A 22,260-nucleotide genomic window follows, 5' to 3' on the forward strand; every position below is an offset into this window, starting at 1 on the left:
TACTGAATATAGTAAAAGACGTAGGAATGAAGGAGGGGACAGAACTTCATGAAAGATACAAATAAAAAATGGGCATTTATTTTTATAGCTGCAAACTTGGTGTTGTTTCTTGTCTTTTTTGCATGGCCAGCTATTTTAGGTGTCTACTATTCATTGACAGAATATAACGGCAATGTAGCAACGTTTATTGGATTAGAAAACTATATTAATTTGTTTCAAGATTCTAGTTTTTATAAGGCTATGTCACGGACATTCTTATATACATTGATAGGTGTTCCTTTCGTATATGTAACTTCCCTATTTGTCTCCGTAATGCTTACCAGTAAGCATACAAAAGGTAAAAATGTTGCAAAAGTTATTTTCTTCTTTCCATGGCTAGTTTCTCCTATAGTAGTAGGTGTTCTTTGGAGATGGATGTTTGGTGAAAGTTTTGGTTTCGTTAATTATATGATTCAGCTAATTGGCGGAGATCCGATACCATGGTCATCAAATGGAAATTTTGCTTTTTTAGTTGTGTTGTTTGCTACAGCCTGGGGAGGTACAGCATTTAATATGCTTATATTCATGGGGGCACTGATCAGTATTCCAAAGTCACTATATGAAGCAGCAGATGTAGATGGAGGTTCTGGATGGCAAAAGTTTTTGCACATCACCTTACCTTCTATTAGATCAACATCATTTCTAGTTATTTTACTGGCTGTATTCAATTTGATGAAGGAATTTCCAATGGTTCAATCTTTGACCAATGGTGGGCCTGGAACAGATACAACTTTTATTGTCCAATACATCTATGAAACAGGCTTTGACCAAATGAAAGTAGGATATGCAAGTGCAGCATCCATGGTGTTGTTTGTCATCTTACTTGTATTCTCATTAATACAATTTAAATTTGCAAAAGGGGGAAGGGTAGATGAATAGTAAATTAACCGACAGATTTTCAACAGTAATGCTAACTACAGCACTTTTTATAGTTGCTTTTATGTACCTTTTCCCTATTTTGTGGTTATTACTAAGTTCTCTTAAACCGGGAAGTGAGTTGTTTTCGTATCCTTTAACCATTCTCCCTGAAACCCCTACGGTGGATGGCTATGCATACTCATGGTCTACCATGCAGTTTATTAAATACTTTATCAATACGTTGATCGTAGCAGTAATCACAACCTTATTAACCGTTATAGCAAGTGCCACTTGTGGTTTTGCCTTGGCTAAATACAACTATAAATGGTTAAATGTCTTTTTAATCTGTATGTTAGCGACAACTATGTTGCCTACAGAGGTCATTATGACTCCAACTTTCTCCGTGATTTTGGAGTTAGGGCTTTATGATAGTTTGTCAGGTTTAATCATTCCATCCATTAATACTGCAACAGGGATATTTATGTTCCGTCAGTATTTCATGACTGTACCTAATGATTTATTAGAATCTGCTAGAATTGATGGTGCGCATGAAGGGAAAATATTCTTCCAGTTGATGTTACCAATAGCTAAACCTGTAGTCATTACATTAGCGATCTTTTCTTTCCAATGGAGATGGAATGATTATATTTGGCCGTTAATTGTATTGAGTGATCCTAATAAATATACTGTTCAAATTGCATTACGCAGTCTTATTGGAGCAGATAATATAGACTGGGTGTTATTACTATCGTCTTCTATTATATCTCTAGTTCCAATGATCATTATTTTCATTGTATTCCAACGGTATATCATGGATACAGGTGCGACTTCAGGTTTGAAAGGATAGTATATTCAAATCTAGAAACTCGATTTAATAGCTATCCAAGAGGAGGTAAGAAGAATGAATTGGTATAACCAACTTGTTCATAAAAATGATGAAAACACTAAAATGTATATAAAACATCAAGTGAATGATAGAAATAGCAGATACTTCGGAGGAATTATAAATCTATCTACAGGTATACCAAGTCCTAGTCACACTGGTACTGGTAGTGTGATTGGGAGTTGGGTATGCTCGTATGTTAATAAAGATTCAGAATACTATCATCAAATGAAATTGAAAGAAAAGATTGAATATGCATTAGATTATATGTTAAACCAACAACACGAGGATGGAACGATATCACCGGGTTGGACAAATTATCATTCACCACCAGATACGGCTTTCATAATAACAGGATTTGCACAACTTTATTGGTTATTACAAAAAGATGGTGCTGAGGAGTTAAAGAAAAAGATCAAGTTATTTTTACAAAGAACCATTCCTGCTATGTTAACTGGAGGTTGTCATACCCCTAATCATCGTTGGGTTTTGGCTTCGGCCCTGTCAAACCTTTATACTATCTTTAATAAGCCAGAATTAAAACAAAGAGCAGAAGAATGGTTGCAAGAAGGAATGGATATAACAGAGGATGGTGAATGGACGGAAAGAAGTAATGGTATATATAACGCTGTCAGCAATATTTGTTTATATCATACGGCATCACTATTAGGTAAGCCTGAATTATTTAATTATATACGAAAAAATCTCGATATGATGAAGTTTCTTGTACATCCAAATGGGGAGGTTGTTACCGATTATTCGGGTAGACAAGATCTGGGAAACACGTTTGATTTGTCCCCATATCACTTAATATACCGATTAATGGCCTTTAAGGATGAAAACCCCCAATATATGGCGATGGCTGATTTAGCATTAGAAAATTTTAAGGACATAGGCCCTGTCAATAATCATATTATGCTTGGTTACCTAGCTTTTCCTTTTATTCAGGATGAGGGTATTGAAAGAGATGAACTACCAAAAGAATACGAACTATTTATTAACGAGAATTATAATGTGAAAGATAATTTGAACAAAATGGAAACAGTAGGTCATCACTCTAAAATAAAACATAGTAGCATGCATACTTCTTTTGGTGCACAAACTGTAAGATATCGTAAAAATGATATAAGTGCGACAATAATGGGGATGAATCCATCGTTTTTCTCTTTGCGTCACGGTAATATAAAACTGTTGGGTACTCAGATATATACTAGTTTTTCCCCAGGTGTAATCGAATTTGATTCAGTAGAGAGAATAGATGGTGGTTATCGCTTATCAACTGTATTAGAAAAAGGCTACACGGGACCTTTACCAATATCAAGTAGGAGCATGCGAAGTGATACAAGTGTATGGTATCTTCTTCCCCATCAATTAAGAGAGTCTACACATACGCAGACTCATCGAGTTTGGGTAGATATTAAGAGAGAAGAAAATGAATGGACCATTCAATTACAAACAGATGGCTTACGGGATGTGTTTATTCAAGCTGTTTTTATTTTTGATTCAAATATAAAAATTAAAGGAAACGGAATCGAAAAAATCGAAGAGAATAATTATTTTTGGAAAAATGATTCCTTAGTTATTCAAGATGAACACGATAAAATGACGCTATTAACTGGAGGATATGAACATTGGCAAAAATCTTTAGGAGATATAAGTGCAAGTAAAAATCTCCAAATCTATCGAGTAAATCTGGTTTCCCCAAGTAAGAAACAATTTAAACTGTTTTTATCTTAAGCTTTTACATAGAAACACCCAGAAAGAATGTGTTCTTATGTAATGTGCTGAATAAGGATCAATGTTTTTTTAGTGTAAGGTCGGCTAATCCCCTTAGTGAATTAAATAGACTATAATAATAATAAGAGGATAATTAGTTAATATAATAGCTAATATCCTCTTTTTTGTGCATACTAGAATGATATAATATACTTTTAAATTTTAGGAATTGAGAATGGTGTTCTTCTGATTACCTATTCTGTCAGCGAACCTTTTGTTGAAGAAAAAGCCGTTCTGTTTATACTAGAATCTAAATGGAATACTGATCATAAAATACTTTAAAAAGTGAGGGTATACGATGATTGCAAAGACTGAAGAGGATTTTAATGGATTAAAAGAAATTGGTGAAATTTGTGGTGCGATTCGAGATGAATTAGTTCATTGTACGAAACCTGGAATTACTACAAAAGAACTCGATGAAATGGCAGGAGAGATGTTTGAAAAAGCAGGAGCTGAATCTGCACCCAAAGGAGAATACGATTTTCCAGGGATTACGTGCATTAGTATAAATGAAGAAGTAGCGCACGGGATTCCGAGTAAACGGACCATTCAGGAAGGGGACCTTGTAAATATTGATGTTTCAGGTTCGAAAAACGGGTATTTTGCAGATACCGGAATTTCCTTTGTAGTTTCGAAGGGAGAGGAAATTTTACAGAAAATATGTGACGTTGCTAAAGAAGCATTCGACGCTGGACTTAAGAAGGCAAAACCAGGTTCGAAAAAAAGCGCGCTCGGAAAAGCTGTACACAATGTAGCAAAACAGCATGGCTTAACAGTCATAAAAAACCTTACTGGACACGGTGTTGGGCTCTCCATTCATGAAGCACCAGAACATATTTTCAATTACTACTCTCGCTGGGATGACGAAATTTTAAAAGATGGTATGGTAATTGCCTTTGAACCTTTTATCTCTACATTTGAAGAAGAAGTTTTCCAATCCGAAGATGGATGGACCTTCCTAACCGATGAAAGCTTTGTGGCTCAATACGAACATACGATTATTCTTACGAAGGAAGGGCCGATTATTACTACATTGTAAGAGCACTAATACCACAATAAGGCGCGACTGCCTTAGCAACACAAGTAGAAAATAATCAAATTTTTTATAAAACAATATGGATAAGCGGCTCCCCCAGAGGGATCGGTTATCTAGGTTCGATAGACCTCTCCTACTCAATTTGTCGGTTAATAAGGAGGTCTATTTTCGTTAGATCAGTGAGAATATCAAAGCGAGTAATGCAATCAAGAAGGTACCAAAAGTAAATAAGTACCATAAAACTCTCATACATACTCACCTTTAGAATTATCAAGACTTAAATTGTAAAAAGTCATAAAAAATAAAGGGTGATACATGCCTCGCGTTTTTTATCACTAATAAATCCAAATTAAACTATTTTCTAAAAAAACTCCAAAAAAATGATTGAAAAGTATACCGTCCGGATAGTATAGTAATATCACAAGTATAAAAAAAGAGGAGATCTCGAATGGGTAGAAATTCTAGAAAAGTGGAAATCCTTCATGCTGCATCGAAAGTCGTTGGCGAGAAAGGTATATTTAATTTAACACTTGAAGCTACAGCAAAGGAAGCAGGTATTAGTAAAGGTGGTTTGCTTTATCATTTCCCATCTAAAGAAGCACTTGTACAAGGGATGGTAGAACACTTAGCGAACGATTATCGAGAGAAAATAGCTAATAATGCAGAGGAAGATCCTGTAGATAAAGGAAAATGGGTGCGAGCATATGTTGATGTAACTTTTAATCAAGCATATCAAAACAAAGATATGCACTATGGGTTACTTGCAGCAAAGGCAGTAAGTTCTGATTCATTGGATCCTATTCGTGAACTTTATACAGAGTGGCAACATGAAATAGAACATGACGGAATAGATCCAATTAAAGCTACCATCATTCGTTTGGCTACCGATGGGATTTGGTTATCCGAGTTATTTGATATTTATCATATTGAACCAGAAAAGAAAGAAGCAGTATATAAAAAGCTCAAAGATTGGGCAAACGAACCAGATTAAATAGGAATATTTTGAACAAAACACCACTAATAGCTGGTGTTTTTATTTTTTTGCAATTTTTTGTCGAAAAACGGTAAACCACTGTTTTGACAGTCGTGAGCACTACCTTCTTATCCCCCAAAGTCTCCAATGAAATCCCTTTCCATTCTATCAAGGGTTGAAAATGAACCGTCCAGATGGTATAGTTTCTAACTGTGATAAAAAAACCGTCCGGATGGTATACAAATTATGAATGATTTATGAAATATAAAATGCAATCTAAACAAAGAAAGTGAGGCTATCTAATGAAGAACAAAGTATTACTAACAGCTGCAGTAACAGGTGCAGGTGATACAACAACAAAGAGCTCTTATGTTCCGGTAACACCGAAAGAAATTGCGGAAGCAGCGATCGAATCAGCAAAAGCTGGTGCAACTGTAGCACATGTGCATGCTCGTGATCCGAAAACAGGTGGTATTAGCCACAATGTCGATCATTACCGTGAAATTGTCGATCGGATTCGTGAATCGGAAACAGACGTGATTATCAATATTACTTCTGGAGGTGGCGGTGACTTCATTCCTAGTTTAGACACGCCTGCAGCTGGTGGAAATGGAACAGATATTCAAACACCGGCAGAACGTCATGAGCCCGTTGGTGAATTACTTCCAGAAATGTGTACACTCGACTGTGGTACCGTAAACTTCGGAGATATGATTTACATGAGTCCAACTGATTGGTTAAGAGAACAAGCGAAATTGATTCAACAAAGTGGAGTAAAACCAGAATTAGAATGTTTCGATACTGGACATCTTCGTTTTGCCAAACAACTCGTAAATGAAGGATTAATCGATGGCGATCCAATGTTCCAATTTTGTATGGGAATCCCATGGGGAATGGATGCAGATGTGGAGACAATGCTTTATATGAGAGATCGTCTTCCGGAGAATGCACATTGGTCAGCATTTGGTATTGGACGTATGCAGTTACCAATTCTTGCACAAACTGCTCAGTTAGGCGGAAATGTGCGTGTTGGTTTGGAAGATAACATATATCTATCCAAAGGTGTACTTGCTCGTAATGACCAACTTGTCGATAAAGCAGTTACCATGCTAAACAGCAATGATATCGAAATAATGACACCAGAAGAAGCCAGACTACAATTCGGATTACGAAATCCCCATGGAGGCGAGAAAGCATGAGTAATACAAATACAGTAGCTGTGATTGGTACAGGTGTAATAGGGAATGGTTGGATAGGAAGATTTTTAGCTCAAGGACAAGATGTTATCGCATTTGATCCTGCTGAAGGAGCGGAAGAGCGTACACGTAACGTGGTCGCACAAGTTTGGCCAGAACTAGAAAAGCTTGGTCTGGCAGAAGGCGCTTCTCAAGATCGTTTAACATTCGTTTCTACATTAGAGGAAGCTGTTCAATCCGCTGATTTTATTCAGGAAAATGTGCCAGAGCGTGAAGATATTAAGAAAAGTGTGTTAACTAGTATTGATCAACACGCGAAGCCTGATGCGATCGTTGGATCTAGTACATCCGGAATTACGGCAACTACATTACAAGAAGGCTTACAGCATCCTGGACGTGTGATTGTTGCGCATCCTTTTAACCCAGTATATATTTTACCGCTTGTTGAACTTGTTGGCGGGAGAGCAACGGATGACGTACAGATGGAAAGAGCAAAAGCATTCTATCAATCTATTCAAATGAAACCATTAGTGATTAAGAAAGAAATCGAAGGCCATGTAGCCGATCGTTTGATGGAAGCATTATGGCGTGAAGCACTTCACCTTGTTAATGATGGCATTGTCACGACAGAAGAAGCCGATGCTGCAATTATTTATGGTGCAGGACTTCGTTGGGCTCAAATGGGACCTTTCTTAACATTCCATTTAGCAGGTGGAGAACAAGGGATGCGCCATATGCTTGAACAATTTGGTCCAGCATTGAAAAAGCCATGGACAAAATTAGAAGCACCTGAGCTAACAAAGGATTTAAAAGAAAAAGTAATTGAAGGCTGTGAAAGCCATGCAGGTGATGTTCCAATTTCTGAATTAGAAGATAAGCGAAATGAATTTTTAGTAAAATTACTAGATTTAGTAGAAGATTATTGGCCTCAATCTAAAATTTAATTATCTGGAGGTTATGTAACTATGGCATTTCAATACCAAGATTATGTGCATCACAATTGGGTCGATTATAACGGCCATATGAATGACGCCGCCTATGCGAAAGTATTTAGTCTGGCTGTCGATGCCTTTATTGATGAGATCGGACTAGGTGCAGAAGCTCGCGAAGAGTACAGCTATACCATTTTTACATTAGAAACACATCTATGTTATTTGCAAGAAGCACATCAAGATCAACAGTTAACAGTGACCGTACAACTATTAGATATCGATGCCAAACGTTTACACGTTATTTTTACGATGAAAAATGCGAACGAAGACGTGCTTGCGACAAGTGAACAAATGTTAATGGGAATGAATACTGAACAAGAACGACCTGCCCCTTTTCCTGCATCGGTTGCTGATCAAGTAGAAGCAATCTGGAACGAAGATAAACTGCTAGAAGCACCGAAACAAGTAGGGAGAGCGATCGGAATTAAACGAAAATAGTAAGACGATAAGGATAGGAGAATGTTGATGAATAAGATTGAAGTGAATAATATAACGAAAATCTTTGGCTCTCATCCACAGCAAGGTCTCAAACGCTTGAAGAACGGAGAACAAAAAAGTGAAATCCTCGAAAAGACTGGAATGACAGTTGGTGTTAACCAAGCATCATTTGCAGTGAAATCTGGAGAAATCTTCGTTATTATGGGCCTTTCTGGAAGTGGTAAATCAACATTAATACGATTAGTAAATCGGTTGATTGAACCTACAGATGGAGAAGTTTTAATCGATGGAAAAGACATTACCAAAATGGATAAGAATACGTTAATTGATACAAGACGTAAAAAATTAGGGATGGTCTTCCAAAAGTTTGGTTTGTTACCTCATAAAACAATCTTGGCTAATGTCGCTTATGGCTTAGAACTCCAAGGTGTTAGTAAACAAGAGCGAGAGAAGAAAGCACTAGAAACGATTAAAGATGTTGGACTTAGTGGCTATGAGGATAGCTATCCCAGTCAATTAAGTGGTGGGATGCAGCAACGAGTTGGAATTGCTCGTGCCCTTGCTAATGATACTGACATCCTTTTAATGGATGAGGCGTTCAGTGCGTTAGACCCGATTATTCGAAAAGAAATGCAAGATGAACTATTAAAAATTCAAAATAAATTAGGAAAAACCGTATTATTCATTACCCACGATTTAGACGAGGCGTTAAAGCTTGGAGATCGTATTGCGATCATGAAAGACGGAAGAATCGTCCAGATTGGAACATCAGAAGAGATTTTAGAAAATCCAGCAAATGATTATGTATCCAACTTTGTGAAGGATGTCGACCGTTCCAAAGTATTAGAAGCGTCCCATGTGATGAAAAAGCCGGAAGTGTTATTAACGTATAAAGATGGGCCACGTGTAGCGGTAAGAAAGATGGAGGAAGCGGGCGTTTCCAGTATCTTCGTTACCGATAAGGAAAAGAATTTTCAAGGCTTGTTAACGATTGATGATGCGGTAAAAGCATATCAAAACAATATCCCAATGGAAGAAGTCCTGATTACGGATAACATTCATTCCACATCTCCTAATACACCGTTAAATGATTTAATTGGTATTGCGGCAGATGTTAAATATCCAATTGTCGTGGAGGAAGATGGAAAGCTATTAGGTATTGTATCTCGTGTTTCCATCCTTTCGGGATTAGTGCTTGGGAAAGAGAAAGATGAGGTGGAATCAACATGAATTATTTCTACTTTCCATTAGAAGATTGGACAAATGATTTTGTTAATAACTGGTTACTACCAGTTATGGGTGGTTTTTTTGATAGTATCAGTGTTCCACTTCGCTCTTTTATTGATGGGGTAACTAATCTAATTATTGCGATTCCTCCTGAGATTATCGCAGTTCTGTTGATACTATTAGCATGGAAGCTCGCAGGCAAAGGGACGGCATTGTTTACCTTAATCGGCTGCCTTTACATCGGTTCTGTTGATTTATGGGCAGAAACCATGCAAACTGTTGCCATTGTGATTGTTTCCACGATTATCGCGATTATTTTTGGTGTTCCGGTTGGGATTTTAAGTGCCAAAAGTAATCTGATAGATAAAATGGTTCGTCCGATATTGGACTTTATGCAAACATTACCTATTTTCGTCTATTTAATTCCATCGATTTTATTATTTGGACTTGGTGGTGTGCCCGCGGTAATCGCAACATTCGTTTTCGCGGCTCCACCGGCAGTAAGAATGACTCGATTAGGAATTATACAAGTACCAGCAGAAGTAGTAGAAGCATCAAAAGCATTTGGTTCCACTTCGAAACAGTTACTGTTCAAAGTGCAATTACCACTTGCGGTACCAACGATTATGGCTGGTATCAACCAAACGATTATGCTGGCGCTATCGATGGCAGTAGTTGCATCGATGATTGGTGCCCCAGGACTTGGTTCGATTGTATTATCAGGGATTTCAACGGTTAACGTTGGTCTTGGTTTAATTGGTGGTTTAGCCATTGTGGTGATCGCGATTATACTTGACCGAATCACACAAGGTATAGGAAATAAATTATAGAGGAGAGATAAGGATGAAAAAAGTAGTATTAACAATGATGACTGCCTTACTAGTCATGTTTATCGTGGGATGTTCCCAACAAAGTGATGAAGCAAACGGAGACGAGGCAGGTGCAGAAGAGAAACAAACCATTACACTAGGTGTAACCCCATGGACAAGTACGGTACCACCTACTGAAATTGCCCAAATTATTTTGGAAGATATGGGTTATAACGTAGAACAAACACAAGCAGATGCGGGTAGTACGTATATCGGTCTATCTCGTGGCGATATCGATGTATTTATGGATGGCTGGTTCCCAGTACATGACGTATACATTGAAAAATATAGTGACACTATTGAAGAAACAGCAGTTAGCTATCCTGAAGCAGATTCTGGGTTAGTAGTGCCAACTTATATGGAAGATGTCAATTCAATCGAAGACCTAAAAGGCATCGAAGCTAATTTAAGTAATGAAATTTATGGTATTGAAGAAGGGGCAAGTATCACAGGAGAGATCGACGGATTAATCGAGAGTTATGAGCTTGATGTGACACAAGTTAATTCTTCTGAGGGTGGAATGATTGCCCAAGCAATGCGTAAAATGGAAAGTGAAGAACCAGTTGTTTTCTATGGCTGGAGACCACACACGATGTTTAACAAATTTGATATTAAAGTTTTAGAAGACCCTAAAGGTATTTTTGAAACAGCATCTGTTAAAGTAATTACCAATAATGAAATACAAGAAACTGCTCCAGATGCCTATGCATTCTTAAGCAATTGGAGTATCTCTATTGACGATGTGGAAGAAATGATTGTCAAAATTGAAGAAGAAGAAATTCCTGCAGAAGAAGTAGCACAAGAGTGGATTGACAACAATCAAGATAAAGTAGATGAAATGCTAGGTGAATAAGGTAAATAAGTGTCTGTGTTGACTGAGTCAGCACAGACCTTGTTGTACATTAGAAAAGTACAAAATTTTAGCAGAGGAGTAATTCGACGTAGTGAAAATTTTGAATGTACAAAGTATAAGTAAAACTACGGCTTTCGCCAGCACTTGGCGATAAGCCGAGTTTTTCTAATATTTACAGTTATTTAGCTCGAAAGGAAGGTCTATATGACAAAAATCAATCAAGTAATTGTTGATAGGGAAGTGCCTTGTACTTTACGAGATGGTGTTACATTATATGCTAATATCTATCGTCCACAAGCAAGAGGGAGTTATCCGGTTTTACTTACCCGTTTGCCTTATAATAAAAATCTTCCAAACTATTCTCATAGATGGATCGATCCAATTCGCACGGTGATGCAAGGCTATATAGTGATTATTCAAGATGTTCGTGGTCGCTATGCATCGGAAGGAGAATTCGAACCTTTTGTCCAAGAAGCAAAAGATGGCTATGACACTGTTGAATGGACTGCGAGCTTGCCATATTCGAGTGGCAAAGTGGGTATGTTTGGCTTATCTTATTATGCATTCACTCAATTATATGCATTAGTAGAACAGCCACCTTCGCTAAAAGCAATATTTCCAGCAATGACTGGAAACATTTTTAAGGAACCATTTGGGGGAGACGGCGTACTTGCATTGGCTTCTTCTGAAACATGGATGCTTGACTCTGTAGCACCAGATTATTTAAAAAGAAAGTTAAGTCCAGAAGAATATACCAAAGCGATCAAGGAGCTTACTAAAGACCTTGATAAGATTGAAGAATGGCACAAATACACACCAGTAAAAGACTTACCGCCTGTGATGAAACATCCGGTATTGCACGACATCTATCGCAATTATATGGAGCAAGAATATAACCAAAAAGCATTAGCACATACAGATGGTAAGAACTATGCTGATTATATGAATATACCAGCCTATCATCTTGCAGGCTGGTATGATAATTTCCTAAGTCAGACAGTAATGAATTATGAACAGATGAGCGCCGACAATCCTAATCAACAGTTAATCGTTGGACCATGGGGACATGGTATGGTTGGTTCTGAGTTAGGTGAGCGTTCCTTTGGGGTAAATAGTTCTGCTCACTCGATTGATGGTGAAGAGGATCTAACATCCCTCCACATTAAATGGTTCAATCGTTGGCTGAAAGAAGATCACGATACACGTAAAGCTGATGAAGATCCTGTCAAAATTTTTGTAATGGGGATTAATGAATGGCGGACTGAAAAAGAGTGGCCATTACAACGAACGATATATACAAACTACTATTTTCATAGTGATGGACAAGCAAATAGTCAGACTGGAACTTTAAACACAATCGTCCCTGCAAATGAACCAAACGATCACTATATTCACGATCCAGTAAATCCGGTACCTACTCATGGTGGGGGAACCTTATTTTATAATGGTAGAAACGCTGGGCCACGTGATCAACGAGTAATAGAGCAACGAGAAGATGTACTCGTCTATACGTCACATCCATTGGAAGAATCTATAGAAGTAACGGGTTCAGCAAAAGTGGTGTTATGGGCTTCTACTGATGCTGTTGATACAGATTTCACTGCAAAATTGGTCGATGTTTTCCCTGATAGGACGGCTTATAATCTAGCAGACGGTGTTGTTCGAGCCAAATATCACAATGGGAAAAGTAAAGCTGATGAAGTGGATTGCTATGAAATAGAATTATCTCCGACAAGTAATGTATTTTTGCCAGGTCATTCGATCAGAATTGATATTGCATCCAGTGATTTTCCACGCTATGATGTGAATCCAGGTACAGGTGAAACAACTTTAGATACCGTAGATATGGTGAAGGCAAAACAAAAAGTGTTTCATCAAGCAGCATATCCATCACATGTTGTGTTGCCGATTATACCTGATTGATTTGGAAAGATATTTTGACCAAAACTTTATGTCATCTTCATCTCCATCTATTAAACTAACAATGAATAAATGATTAGGAGAGAGAATAGAGGAGAATAATCGTAAAGTATTCCTTTTGGCTTTTAGTTGCTATTGTAATATTTTTAACTTTCAAGGAATTAATCATTAGTAAGAAAGATTTGGGAGCGAAAGGTAGTGAAGAAGTATCTCCACAAATGGTGGAGAAGCAAAACGGCGAAACTATTAAGGAAGTGATTGATCCGGGGCATGTTAGCTTTGAAGGTGAAGCATTATCTTATCTTAGATGGAATCAATATGTTATCGTATCCTTCTAGGACTTTTATTTTAATAATGAATCTAGAAAAGAGGAACATCATTGAACAAAGGATTATTTGCTGTATTAATCGTTATAACTACAAGTTTAATGGGATCATCGTTTGCGATTGGCAAGATCGGATTAAATTATATATCACCTTTACTGTTAGTTGGGATACGTTTTACATTGGCAGGTATATTGATGGGAATAATGGTTCGTATATTCAAGCGAGATCACCCGAACACTTTAAGAGAATGGGGTCAAATTATGCTGGTTGGCTTGTTCCAAACAGCAGGGGTGATGGGCTTTATCTTTATAAGTATGAGAACAATAACGGCTGGTGAATCGTCGATTTTAACCTTCACCAATCCATTACTTGTTGTTATTTTCGGAACATTATTCTTAGGGACGAAATATCGTTGGACTCAATGGTTAGGTGTAATCGCTGGATTCTTAGGTGTATTTATTACGCTAGGTGCTGATTTAGATGTGCAACAAATTGGTACTGTTCTTGGTTTCCTAAGTGCGGTTTCCTGGGCGATTGCAACATTGTTGATGAATAGATGGGGAAAAAGACTTGATGTATGGGTAGTAACTGCCTACCAAATGCTTGCTGGTGGAGTTTTGTTATTATTGGCGAGTGCCTTTTTTGAACAAGTGGAAATGGTCATTACACCAAGCTCAGTATTCATCGTTTTATGGTTAGCTGTCATGGCATCGATTGTGCAGTTTGCAGTCTGGTTTTTCCTATTGCAGAATGAGAATCCGGGTAAGGTAAGTTCGTTTTTATTTTTAGCTCCGCTATTCGGTGTACTATTTGGTTGGCTTTTATTGGATGAACAATTGCATATCTCCACATTAATAGGTGGATCCATTATATTAGTTGGTATTTATCTTGTGAATAGACCACAAAGTACATCTTAACTCTCATTAGTTTATGTAATTTTATCTTTCAAGTTTTTTAGTAGAATGAAAATCTCTAAACGGCCTTAATTCTATAAATACAAGATTAAGGCCGTTTTTCTCCTTCTTTTCTCGAATATGATTATTACTATAAAGTTAATCCTAAATTTTAGCACACTGTTGTCATTGCCGTTTTGTAATTTACCCACATACTTACTCTTGATATAGTTTCTACACATGATAATCCCCAAAGTCAGATGCAATATTTTCTTTTATTTGTTAAAAAAATCCTAGTAATCTGGCATTAATAATTTAGTGAATCAATCAAAATAATTGTATTTGTGCTAAAAGCCTTGGTTATATGGCCATAATCATTTCTTCATTTCATAATCAACAGTTCTTATATTTAAAGAATGCTATATCTTTTTTCCCATTTCTAACATATTGATTATATGTTTTTGGAAATTACCTTTCTATAATGGAGATTAACCAATTCTACCAATATGGAAGGTTGATAGAATAAAAGGCAGCAGGTCTTTGCACTATTTAGGTAGAAATTTTCAAATGTTTTAAAATGAAAGGGTTTCCATTGTGGTAGGAGCCAAATCTCTTTTTACTTACTTTAAGGAGGTGATATTGGCAAAAAAAATGCTGTATTAGAAGTAACGATTTACATCAAGAGGATACATAATAAGTTTGTAAAAATTTTTGGAAGAAGCGAGGAGGAAAGGAATGAAAAGCGTCTTAAAGATTTTTTTAAGTTTAATTTTATTGCTCTCATTTATGCAGAATGATGTTCTTTCAATAGTAACAGCTGCAGAATCTACAGAAAACTTACCCTCTGAACCAATAGCATTAACGGCTGAACCACATGACAGTCAGCAGGTTGAGTTAAGTTGGATTCCTGGTGTAGGGAAACATATATTGTATGTTGGTACAGGAAATCTAGCTGATGAAATGACAATGGACCATTTTGAATCACTTGGGTTCTCGATCACTTTCATGGAAGATAAAGAAGTAAGTGGAGAAGATGCGAATTCCTATGATTTGGTATTTGTTGGCGAATCATCCAACTCATCAAATATAGGGGATAAATTTATCAATTCTTCTATTCCTGTTGTTTACGCAGAACCATTTGCACTTGATGACGTCTACCTGTCTGAATCCACTTCTGGATCATTTGGAAGCTATGAAGATCAAGACTCACTTCAAATCCAAGAAAGTAATCATCCTTTAGCTGCTGGATTAAGTGGTACCGTCAAAGTATACGATAAGGCTGGCAAAATCAATTATGGTGCCCCTGGTGAAGAGGCAATCACCATTGCCACTGCAGCTGATGATGATAGTAAAGCAACGATCTTCGGATATGAAAAAGGTGCAGAAAATGTAAATGGAGATCCGGTCTCTGCTCGTCAAGTAGCCACGTTTTTATTCGCTGGCCAGGAAGAATATATGACGGAAGAAGGCTGGAAGTTACTAGACCAATCCGTTATGTGGGCGTTAGGTATGGAGAATATTGATCATAATGAAACCTATACGATAAAACGGAGCACAGAAGACGGAGGACCTTATGAAGTTGTCGCAACAGATATAACAGGAACCAGTTATATCGATAGTGGATTAACGAATTATTCGACGTATTATTATGTTATTTCTGCTGTGAATGCTGAAGGTGAAAGTAAAGATTCAGAACAAGTTAGTGTCACACCAATTGAAATTCCTGATCCGCCATCAGCACCAACAGATTTGACAGCTGTTGAGAGGAATAGTCAGGTTGATTTAAGTTGGAATGCTGGTGACAGAAAACAGATTTTATTTGTTGGGACAGGTATTCCAGCTGATGACAAAACAATCGATCACTTAGAGTCACTTGGTTTCGCCGTGTCATTTATCAAAGATAATGAAGTAAGTGGAGAAGACGCGGTTTCCTATGACTTAGTGTTTGTTGGTGAATCCTCAGGGTCTGCCTATATTGGCAAAAAGTTCATGGATTCACCAGTACCTGTTGTATATGCAGAACCTTATGCACTGGATGATGTTCATTTAAGTCAAGCAGATTCTGGATTGTTCGGAAGCTATGAGAATCAGGATTCTATTTCTATTGATGATAGCGATCATCCATTAGCTGCAGGATTAAGTGATACGATTAAAGTGTATAATCAAGCTGGAAATGTCAATTTTGGTACACCTGGTGAAGAGGCAATTACCATTGCTACCACAGCAGATGATGATAGCAAAGCAACCATTTTTGCTTATGAAAAAGGAGCCGAAAATGTAAATGGAGATCCGGTCCCTGCTCGTCAAGTAGCAACGTTTTTATTTGCAGGACAAGAAGAAGTGATGACAGAAGAAGGTTGGAAGCTAATTGATGCCTCCGTAAAATGGGCGCTTGGCATCGAAGATAAGTACACTTCTAAAGAAACCTATAATGTAAAACGTAGTACAACAAAAGAAGGTCCTTATGAGACAATTGCTGAAAATATCGAGAAAACGACATTCCGTGATACGGGATTGGAAAATGGCACGAATTATTATTATGTTGTCTCAGCGGAAAACATTGGTGGAGAAGGTAATCCTTCAGATGAAGTAAGTGCTTTACCTGTAGCTCCATTACAACCTCCAACTGGTTTATCCTCAAATAATGGTAATGAAGAGGTAACAATTAGTTGGGAACCAATCGATGGGGCAAACTCGTACCAGGTCCTCCGTAGTAAAGAAAAGGGCTTGAGTTATGAGGTGGTTGAAAGTTCAGTAACGGAAACGGAATATACGGATACAGGCTTAACAAATGGCGATAGGTATTATTATGTTGTATCTGCTAAGAGCGATGCATCCCAAAGTGTTAACTCTGCCCCTGTAAGCGCGGTAGCTGTTCCGGAAAATGGAGTACCTGCGATTCCAACAGGATTAGAAACATCTGCTGGTGATGGACAGGTAGTCTTAACATGGCCTTCTGTTAGTGGAGCTGACAGCTATAACATTAAGCGTGGTTCATTTGAAAGTGGTGAATATGAAGTCATTGCTTCGGAAGTGCCTCTTACAAGTTATCAAGATGCAGGGGTAACGAATGGTGAAACCTATGATTATGTTGTTTCCGTTGTAAATGAGAATGGTGAAAGCTTTGATTCTGAACCATTAGCTGTTACACCTGCTAAAGTGACAGTTGTAGCAAAAGAAGGTGGAGACTTTAAAACGGTGCAAGAAGCGATTGATGCCGCACCAGATAATAGTTCTAAACGTCACGTCATCTACATTAAAGATGGGGAGTATCGCGAGAAACTGACGGTACCTGAGAGCAAAACAAACCTTAGTTTTGTAGGAGAAAGTAAAGAAGGCACTGTCCTTGTATATGATGATAATGCCAACACAATCGGACCTGATGGCAATCCATTAGGCACTTCACAAAGTTCAAGCATGTTTATCTATGCTGATGATTTTATTGCAAAAAATTTAACTATTGAAAATGATTCTGGTCAAGGGACAGGGCAAGCTGTAGCTGCTTATGTTGCAGGAAATCATGCATATTTTGAGAACGTTATGTTTTTAGGTTATCAGGATACTTTATATACTCACTCTGGAAGTCAGTATTATAAAGATTGCTATATTGAAGGTGATGTTGATTTCATCTTTGGTAGCGCGACAGCGGTTTTTGATAATTGCCAAATCCACAGCAATCGTGATGGAAGTATGTTAACAGCTGCGAGCACTCCACAAGAGAATCCGTTTGGCTATGTTTTCCTAAATTCTGAAATCACCTCTGATGAAGGAATAGAAGATGTACGATTTGGTAGACCTTGGCGTCCATATGCGGCTGTTTCCTTTATCAATACAGAAATGGATGATTCCATTGCTCCTGATGGTTGGGATAACTGGGGAGAACAGGCAAACGAGGAAACGGCAAGATATTCAGAATACAATAGTACAGGTCCAGGGGCCAATCCAAAAATGCGTGATTCTTGGACAAAGCAATTAACGCCGGAAGAAGCGAATCAATACACTGTTCAAAATGTGTTAAAAGGTTCTGATGGTTGGGATCCAACCAGAGTGGGGATCATTCCGTTTTCAGCAGTATCAGCACCGGTGATTTCGCTTGATCAGCAAGACGCAATTGTAAATAAATTAAGCTTTACTATTTCAGGTAAAGTAGATAAAGAAGCTACGGTTTATGTAAATGAAAAGGAAATAGCGGTAGGTGAAGACTTAAGTTTCAGCGTAACAGTTGAACTAGAATCAGGACTAAATACATTTACTGTAGAGGCAGTTGATTCAGATGGTAATCAGGCGGTACCTACTATCTTAAAAGTTGATTACGATCACGAGAAACCAGTTGTAACGGTAGATGATCTTGAAGGAGAGGAAGAAGGGAATCACTATAATGTAATGTATAATCCTTTCCCGATTTCAGGCAAGCTTAATGAAGCGGGAAGTGTAAAGATCAATGGTGAGGAAGTAACATTATCGGATGATTTTGCATTTAGCTCAGAGATAAACCTTGAACCTGGATTAAATGAAGTAATCATTACGGCTGTAGATCGTGCTGGAAATGAATCTGAACCTGTAACGTTTAATCTTGTTCCAAAAGGGAGTTCAGTGCCGGACGGTCCAATACAAATTTTACAAAGTGAAGTTACAAGCTCTAATACGGTGGAAGTTACATTTAATAGTAAGCTTGAACACTTCGATGCTAGTGATATTGAATTGCAGTCGGCAACGAACGATTGGGCAGATCTTAACCCTGGTCTCCAACCAAACGTAGCAGTAGAAAGTATCTCAACAAGAGTTAACAAAGAAAAACAAACAGTAGCGGTTATAGAAACGAAGGAGTCATTTAATGAGGATGGAACGATAAATAAACCAATAAAAGTAGATCCACATAACATTCCATTTCTAAATGCTCCCTATTATAGCGGTGATAGAGCTAATGATATAAAACAAGCAGATGCACTATTATCTTGGCAAATGGACCATGGCGGATGGTATAAAAACATGGAAGATAAATATAATCGTCCATGGGATGGTACAGAACCTAAATCCGAAATGTACACTCCTGAACACGGTGAACTAGGGGTTATTGATAATAATGCGACGACAAACGAAATTCTCTTTTTAGCTCTCATGTATAACGAAACTGGTGATACTCGCTATAAAGAATCTGTTTTGAAAGGCATGAACTATTTACTTGAAGCTCAATATGATACTGGTGGCTGGCCACAAGTATACCCTGCAAGAGGCAACTATTCGGATTATGCGACGTTTAACGATAATGCGATGATTCGCGTTATGAATGTATTAACCATGGTGTCACAAAAGAAGTATCCATTTAATACAGATATCGTTACAGAAGAACTTTCAGAACAGATAGACGCGTCACTCAATCTTGGTTTAGATTATATTCTAAATTCCCAAATTACAGTAAGCGGTGAATTAACGGCATGGTGTGCACAACATGATCCTGTTACGTACGAACCGAAGGAAGCTCGTTCATATGAACATCCATCTATTTCAGGTTCAGAGTCAGTAGGAATCGTGCAGTATCTCATGTCATTGCCTAATCCTTCAGATGAAGTTCAGGCCGCAATTGATGGTGCCTTAACCTGGTTTGAAGAGGCCAAAGTTGAAGGGGTAAAATACGTATCAGCTGATCCAGAAGGTCAATATTTTTACCCTGATTCAACAACCAATACTTGGTACCGGTTCTATGAAATTGGCACCAATCAACCCATTTTTTCGGGAAGAGATGGTGTTATCAAGCATACGATTCAAGAAATTGAGCAAGAACGAAGAGATGGTTACCGCTGGGCAGGAGATTGGCCGCAAAAATTACTAGACATAGCGAATTCAACAGGATATTACGAAAACCGAGTCTATGTAAAAGTAGTTGGTGAAAACTCGCAAAATGCTGTAGGTGAAACATTGGAAAAAGGAAGCTTGCACAGAGTTGAAGCTGCTAATTCGTCAAAATAAGGACAAAGATTTATTGCCCGGGTAATTTTTTATCTAGCTCATGAATAGCCTTAGCCCATAGCGGGCTAAGGCTATATTTATCAGCAAAACGCGGAAGGGTGAACTAGAATGATAGTATTACGATGGCATTTTGACGAAAGAGTTAATGAAATAATTAGTGAATGAGCAACCGTTATGGTAAAATTTAAAAGGAATTAATTGGATCAATTAACGAATTCAAGTATACTTTTTGTGTATTCAATGTATAATCAATGAACTTTAAAATAACATATTTAATGGTAAATAACATTGACTATTAGTTCATTCGTGAAACTTTTATGAAATAACATCCGTAAACATATTAATACAAGAAAATAGTGTTAATTTGAAATTTAATTTTAAAAAAAGGAGGAAATACATATGAACCAAAAACGCTGGATTGCTTTGGGTGTTGCTGCGGGGCTATTTTTGGCTTCAATAGGCTTTCAGTTTTTCTCAAGCATGGCAACTGCTGATTTTGAAAACATGCTTAATTTCCAAGATCCGGACGATAACTTCGGTGAAAAGGTGATTGAGAAGGGCTCAGGCACCAATAAAATTGCGGTGCTTCACTTAGATGGAGTTATTCAAGACACGACGCCAAGCACGTTAATTAATACCAATTCCTATAACCATGAACGCTTTTTAGATATGCTCGACAAAGCTGGTGAAGATAATCGTGTGGATGGCATTATCTTACGTGTGAATACACCAGGTGGTGGTGTCGTGGAAAGTGCAGAAATTCATGATAAGATCCTGGAAATTCAAGAGCAATATGAAAAACCAATCTATGTATCAATGGGCAATACCGCTGCATCAGGGGGTTATTATATTGCTGCCCCAGCTGATAAAATTGTTGCACATAATGCGACACTTACTGGTTCGATCGGTGTCATTATGGAAAGTTTTAATTTTGCTGAGTTTGCCGATGAATATGGTATTGATTTTAATACGATCAAGAGTGGTGAATATAAGGATATCATGTCGATGTCTCGTGAAATGACAGATGATGAACGAGAGATATTACAAACCATGATCGATGATATGTATGCTGAGTTTGTTCAAGTCATTGTGAATGGTAGAGACATGTCCGAGGACCGTGTCCGCGAATTAGGGGATGGTCGAGTATATACAGGAGCACAAGCACAAGAAGTTGACCTCGTTGATGAACTTGGTTCGTTAGATGATACGATAGAAATCATGCGGGAAGATCATGAGCTGGCAAATGCTCAAGTGATTGAATACGAGCCTGGCTTTAATTTTAATCAATGGTTTGGTGGTACTATTCAAAGTATGTTTGGATCAGAATCTGATTTAATTGGTATTAAAGATTTACTGCGAGAAAATAATGCGCCACGTGCCATGTATCTTTATTCACAATAAGGAGGTGTCAGAATGACTGAAGAACAAATGAACTATCCTACTACGCAATCAACGAAATTTCGATATGCAGGATTTTGGATGCGATTCTGGGCATACCTAGTTGATTTAATTATTGTTTTCAGTATCAACGGCATCTTACTTGTGCCATTTAAATTTTTCAACGATGGTTTCACTATGGATATCGGATTTTGGACCGTTACAGGGATTATAAGCTCGATTGTTTTTTATCTCTATTTTTTGTTGATGACAAGGTTCTATAACCAGACATTAGGTAAAATGATTTTTGGTTTAAGAGTCATTCGCGAGGATAGTCAATCGCTCAGCTGGAGTGATTTAATCTTTCGGGAGATAATCGGAAGGTTCATTCACCGCGTGTTTTTTATCACCGTCTTTTTGTACCTATTTGTCGCATTCGGTGCACAGAAGCAAGGCATTCATGACATGATTGGAAATACACGGGTTGTGTTTGAGGAATAAGGTGTTAAATCAAAAATTTAAGTAACATACCGTCATTTGTATGAGACTTGAACATTTCGTTAATCTTAATGATGTGAAATTATACAATGAGCAAAAATGGTATCGGAAACTTCTGATGGTCGGCTAAATAACATCA

General features: G+C 37.6%; 17 protein-coding genes. All 17 read left to right on the plus strand.

Annotation, left to right across the window (positions count from 1 at the left end; genetic code table 11):
* Positions 1 to 48 precede the first annotated feature (48 nt).
* The 17 genes from GI584_RS06090 to GI584_RS06165 all read left to right on the plus strand — a co-directional run bounded on the left by GI584_RS06090 (position 49) and on the right by GI584_RS06165 (position 22,124).
* Entirely contained in the window at positions 49 to 918 is an 870-nt protein-coding gene (locus GI584_RS06090; RefSeq protein ID WP_100361534.1) for a carbohydrate ABC transporter permease, read from the plus strand.
* Positions 911 to 1,744, plus strand: coding sequence for a carbohydrate ABC transporter permease (locus GI584_RS06095; RefSeq protein ID WP_100361533.1), 834 nt, complete (start codon positions 911 to 913; stop codon positions 1,742 to 1,744). Before GI584_RS06090 ends, GI584_RS06095 begins: the two co-directional genes overlap by 8 nt.
* Positions 1,745 to 1,798: 54 nt before the next feature.
* Positions 1,799 to 3,517 (plus strand): prenyltransferase/squalene oxidase repeat-containing protein, encoded by a 1,719-nt coding sequence (locus tag GI584_RS06100; RefSeq protein ID WP_153790623.1) that lies wholly within the window; start codon positions 1,799 to 1,801, stop codon positions 3,515 to 3,517.
* Between the two features lie 337 nt (positions 3,518 to 3,854).
* Entirely contained in the window at positions 3,855 to 4,595 is a 741-nt protein-coding gene (gene map / locus GI584_RS06105; protein ID WP_153790624.1) for a type I methionyl aminopeptidase, read from the plus strand.
* A gap of 445 nt (positions 4,596 to 5,040) precedes the next feature.
* On the plus strand, positions 5,041 to 5,583 hold the full coding sequence (locus tag GI584_RS06110) for a TetR/AcrR family transcriptional regulator (RefSeq protein WP_100361530.1): 543 nt from the start codon (positions 5,041 to 5,043) through the stop codon (positions 5,581 to 5,583).
* Between the two features lie 284 nt (positions 5,584 to 5,867).
* Positions 5,868 to 6,764 (plus strand): beta-keto acid cleavage family enzyme, encoded by an 897-nt coding sequence (locus GI584_RS06115; protein ID WP_153790625.1) that lies wholly within the window; start codon positions 5,868 to 5,870, stop codon positions 6,762 to 6,764.
* The gene (locus GI584_RS06120; protein ID WP_153790626.1) at positions 6,761 to 7,705 is read left to right on the plus strand and encodes a 3-hydroxyacyl-CoA dehydrogenase NAD-binding domain-containing protein; all 945 of its coding nucleotides are present in this window, start codon (positions 6,761 to 6,763) and stop codon (positions 7,703 to 7,705) included. Before GI584_RS06115 ends, GI584_RS06120 begins: the two co-directional genes overlap by 4 nt.
* 21 nt (positions 7,706 to 7,726) lie before the next feature.
* Positions 7,727 to 8,191 (plus strand): thioesterase family protein, encoded by a 465-nt coding sequence (locus GI584_RS06125; RefSeq protein ID WP_153790627.1) that lies wholly within the window; start codon positions 7,727 to 7,729, stop codon positions 8,189 to 8,191.
* 27 nt (positions 8,192 to 8,218) lie between these two features.
* On the plus strand, positions 8,219 to 9,421 hold the full coding sequence (locus GI584_RS06130; protein WP_153790628.1) for a quaternary amine ABC transporter ATP-binding protein: 1,203 nt from the start codon (positions 8,219 to 8,221) through the stop codon (positions 9,419 to 9,421).
* A complete protein-coding gene (locus GI584_RS06135) occupies positions 9,418 to 10,248 on the plus strand; it encodes an ABC transporter permease (RefSeq protein ID WP_153790629.1) in 831 nt (276 codons plus the stop codon). Before GI584_RS06130 ends, GI584_RS06135 begins: the two co-directional genes overlap by 4 nt.
* 13 nt (positions 10,249 to 10,261) lie before the next feature.
* Positions 10,262 to 11,140, plus strand: coding sequence for a glycine betaine ABC transporter substrate-binding protein (locus GI584_RS06140; protein ID WP_153790630.1), 879 nt, complete (start codon positions 10,262 to 10,264; stop codon positions 11,138 to 11,140).
* Between the two features lie 204 nt (positions 11,141 to 11,344).
* A complete protein-coding gene (locus GI584_RS06145) occupies positions 11,345 to 13,063 on the plus strand; it encodes a CocE/NonD family hydrolase (RefSeq protein WP_153790631.1) in 1,719 nt (572 codons plus the stop codon).
* Between the two features lie 179 nt (positions 13,064 to 13,242).
* Positions 13,243 to 13,398: a hypothetical protein gene (locus GI584_RS23800; RefSeq protein ID WP_157801906.1), complete on the plus strand. Its 156-nt coding sequence runs from the start codon at positions 13,243 to 13,245 to the stop codon at positions 13,396 to 13,398.
* Positions 13,399 to 13,439: 41 nt separating this feature from the next.
* Positions 13,440 to 14,303 (plus strand): DMT family transporter, encoded by an 864-nt coding sequence (locus GI584_RS06150; RefSeq protein WP_153790632.1) that lies wholly within the window; start codon positions 13,440 to 13,442, stop codon positions 14,301 to 14,303.
* A gap of 711 nt (positions 14,304 to 15,014) precedes the next feature.
* A complete protein-coding gene (pelA, locus tag GI584_RS23805) occupies positions 15,015 to 20,246 on the plus strand; it encodes a pectate lyase (protein WP_194842134.1) in 5,232 nt (1,743 codons plus the stop codon).
* A gap of 399 nt (positions 20,247 to 20,645) precedes the next feature.
* On the plus strand, positions 20,646 to 21,647 hold the full coding sequence (sppA, locus tag GI584_RS06160) for a signal peptide peptidase SppA (RefSeq protein WP_153790633.1): 1,002 nt from the start codon (positions 20,646 to 20,648) through the stop codon (positions 21,645 to 21,647).
* Between the two features lie 12 nt (positions 21,648 to 21,659).
* Complete coding sequence (locus tag GI584_RS06165) at positions 21,660 to 22,124, plus strand: RDD family protein (protein WP_153790634.1); 465 nt, start codon at positions 21,660 to 21,662, stop codon at positions 22,122 to 22,124.
* Positions 22,125 to 22,260: the final 136 nt, after the last annotated feature.

The organism is Gracilibacillus salitolerans, from assembly GCF_009650095.1.
Lineage (GTDB): Bacteria > Bacillota > Bacilli > Bacillales > Amphibacillaceae > Gracilibacillus > Gracilibacillus salitolerans.

What these genes read in the sequence shown, in the direction of transcription:
- GI584_RS06090 (WP_100361534.1), top strand. Translation starts at nt 49, where the DNA reads ATGAAAGATACAAATAAAAAATGGGCATTTATTTTTATAGCTGCAAAC.
- GI584_RS06095 (WP_100361533.1), top strand. Translation starts at nt 911, where the DNA reads ATGAATAGTAAATTAACCGACAGATTTTCAACAGTAATGCTAACTACA.
- GI584_RS06100 (WP_153790623.1), top strand. Translation starts at nt 1,799, where the DNA reads ATGAATTGGTATAACCAACTTGTTCATAAAAATGATGAAAACACTAAA.
- map (WP_153790624.1), top strand. Translation starts at nt 3,855, where the DNA reads ATGATTGCAAAGACTGAAGAGGATTTTAATGGATTAAAAGAAATTGGT.
- GI584_RS06110 (WP_100361530.1), top strand. Translation starts at nt 5,041, where the DNA reads ATGGGTAGAAATTCTAGAAAAGTGGAAATCCTTCATGCTGCATCGAAA.
- GI584_RS06115 (WP_153790625.1), top strand. Translation starts at nt 5,868, where the DNA reads ATGAAGAACAAAGTATTACTAACAGCTGCAGTAACAGGTGCAGGTGAT.
- GI584_RS06120 (WP_153790626.1), top strand. Translation starts at nt 6,761, where the DNA reads ATGAGTAATACAAATACAGTAGCTGTGATTGGTACAGGTGTAATAGGG.
- GI584_RS06125 (WP_153790627.1), top strand. Translation starts at nt 7,727, where the DNA reads ATGGCATTTCAATACCAAGATTATGTGCATCACAATTGGGTCGATTAT.
- GI584_RS06130 (WP_153790628.1), top strand. Translation starts at nt 8,219, where the DNA reads ATGAATAAGATTGAAGTGAATAATATAACGAAAATCTTTGGCTCTCAT.
- GI584_RS06135 (WP_153790629.1), top strand. Translation starts at nt 9,418, where the DNA reads ATGAATTATTTCTACTTTCCATTAGAAGATTGGACAAATGATTTTGTT.
- GI584_RS06140 (WP_153790630.1), top strand. Translation starts at nt 10,262, where the DNA reads ATGAAAAAAGTAGTATTAACAATGATGACTGCCTTACTAGTCATGTTT.
- GI584_RS06145 (WP_153790631.1), top strand. Translation starts at nt 11,345, where the DNA reads ATGACAAAAATCAATCAAGTAATTGTTGATAGGGAAGTGCCTTGTACT.
- pelA (WP_194842134.1), top strand. Translation starts at nt 15,015, where the DNA reads ATGAAAAGCGTCTTAAAGATTTTTTTAAGTTTAATTTTATTGCTCTCA.
- sppA (WP_153790633.1), top strand. Translation starts at nt 20,646, where the DNA reads ATGAACCAAAAACGCTGGATTGCTTTGGGTGTTGCTGCGGGGCTATTT.
- GI584_RS06165 (WP_153790634.1), top strand. Translation starts at nt 21,660, where the DNA reads ATGACTGAAGAACAAATGAACTATCCTACTACGCAATCAACGAAATTT.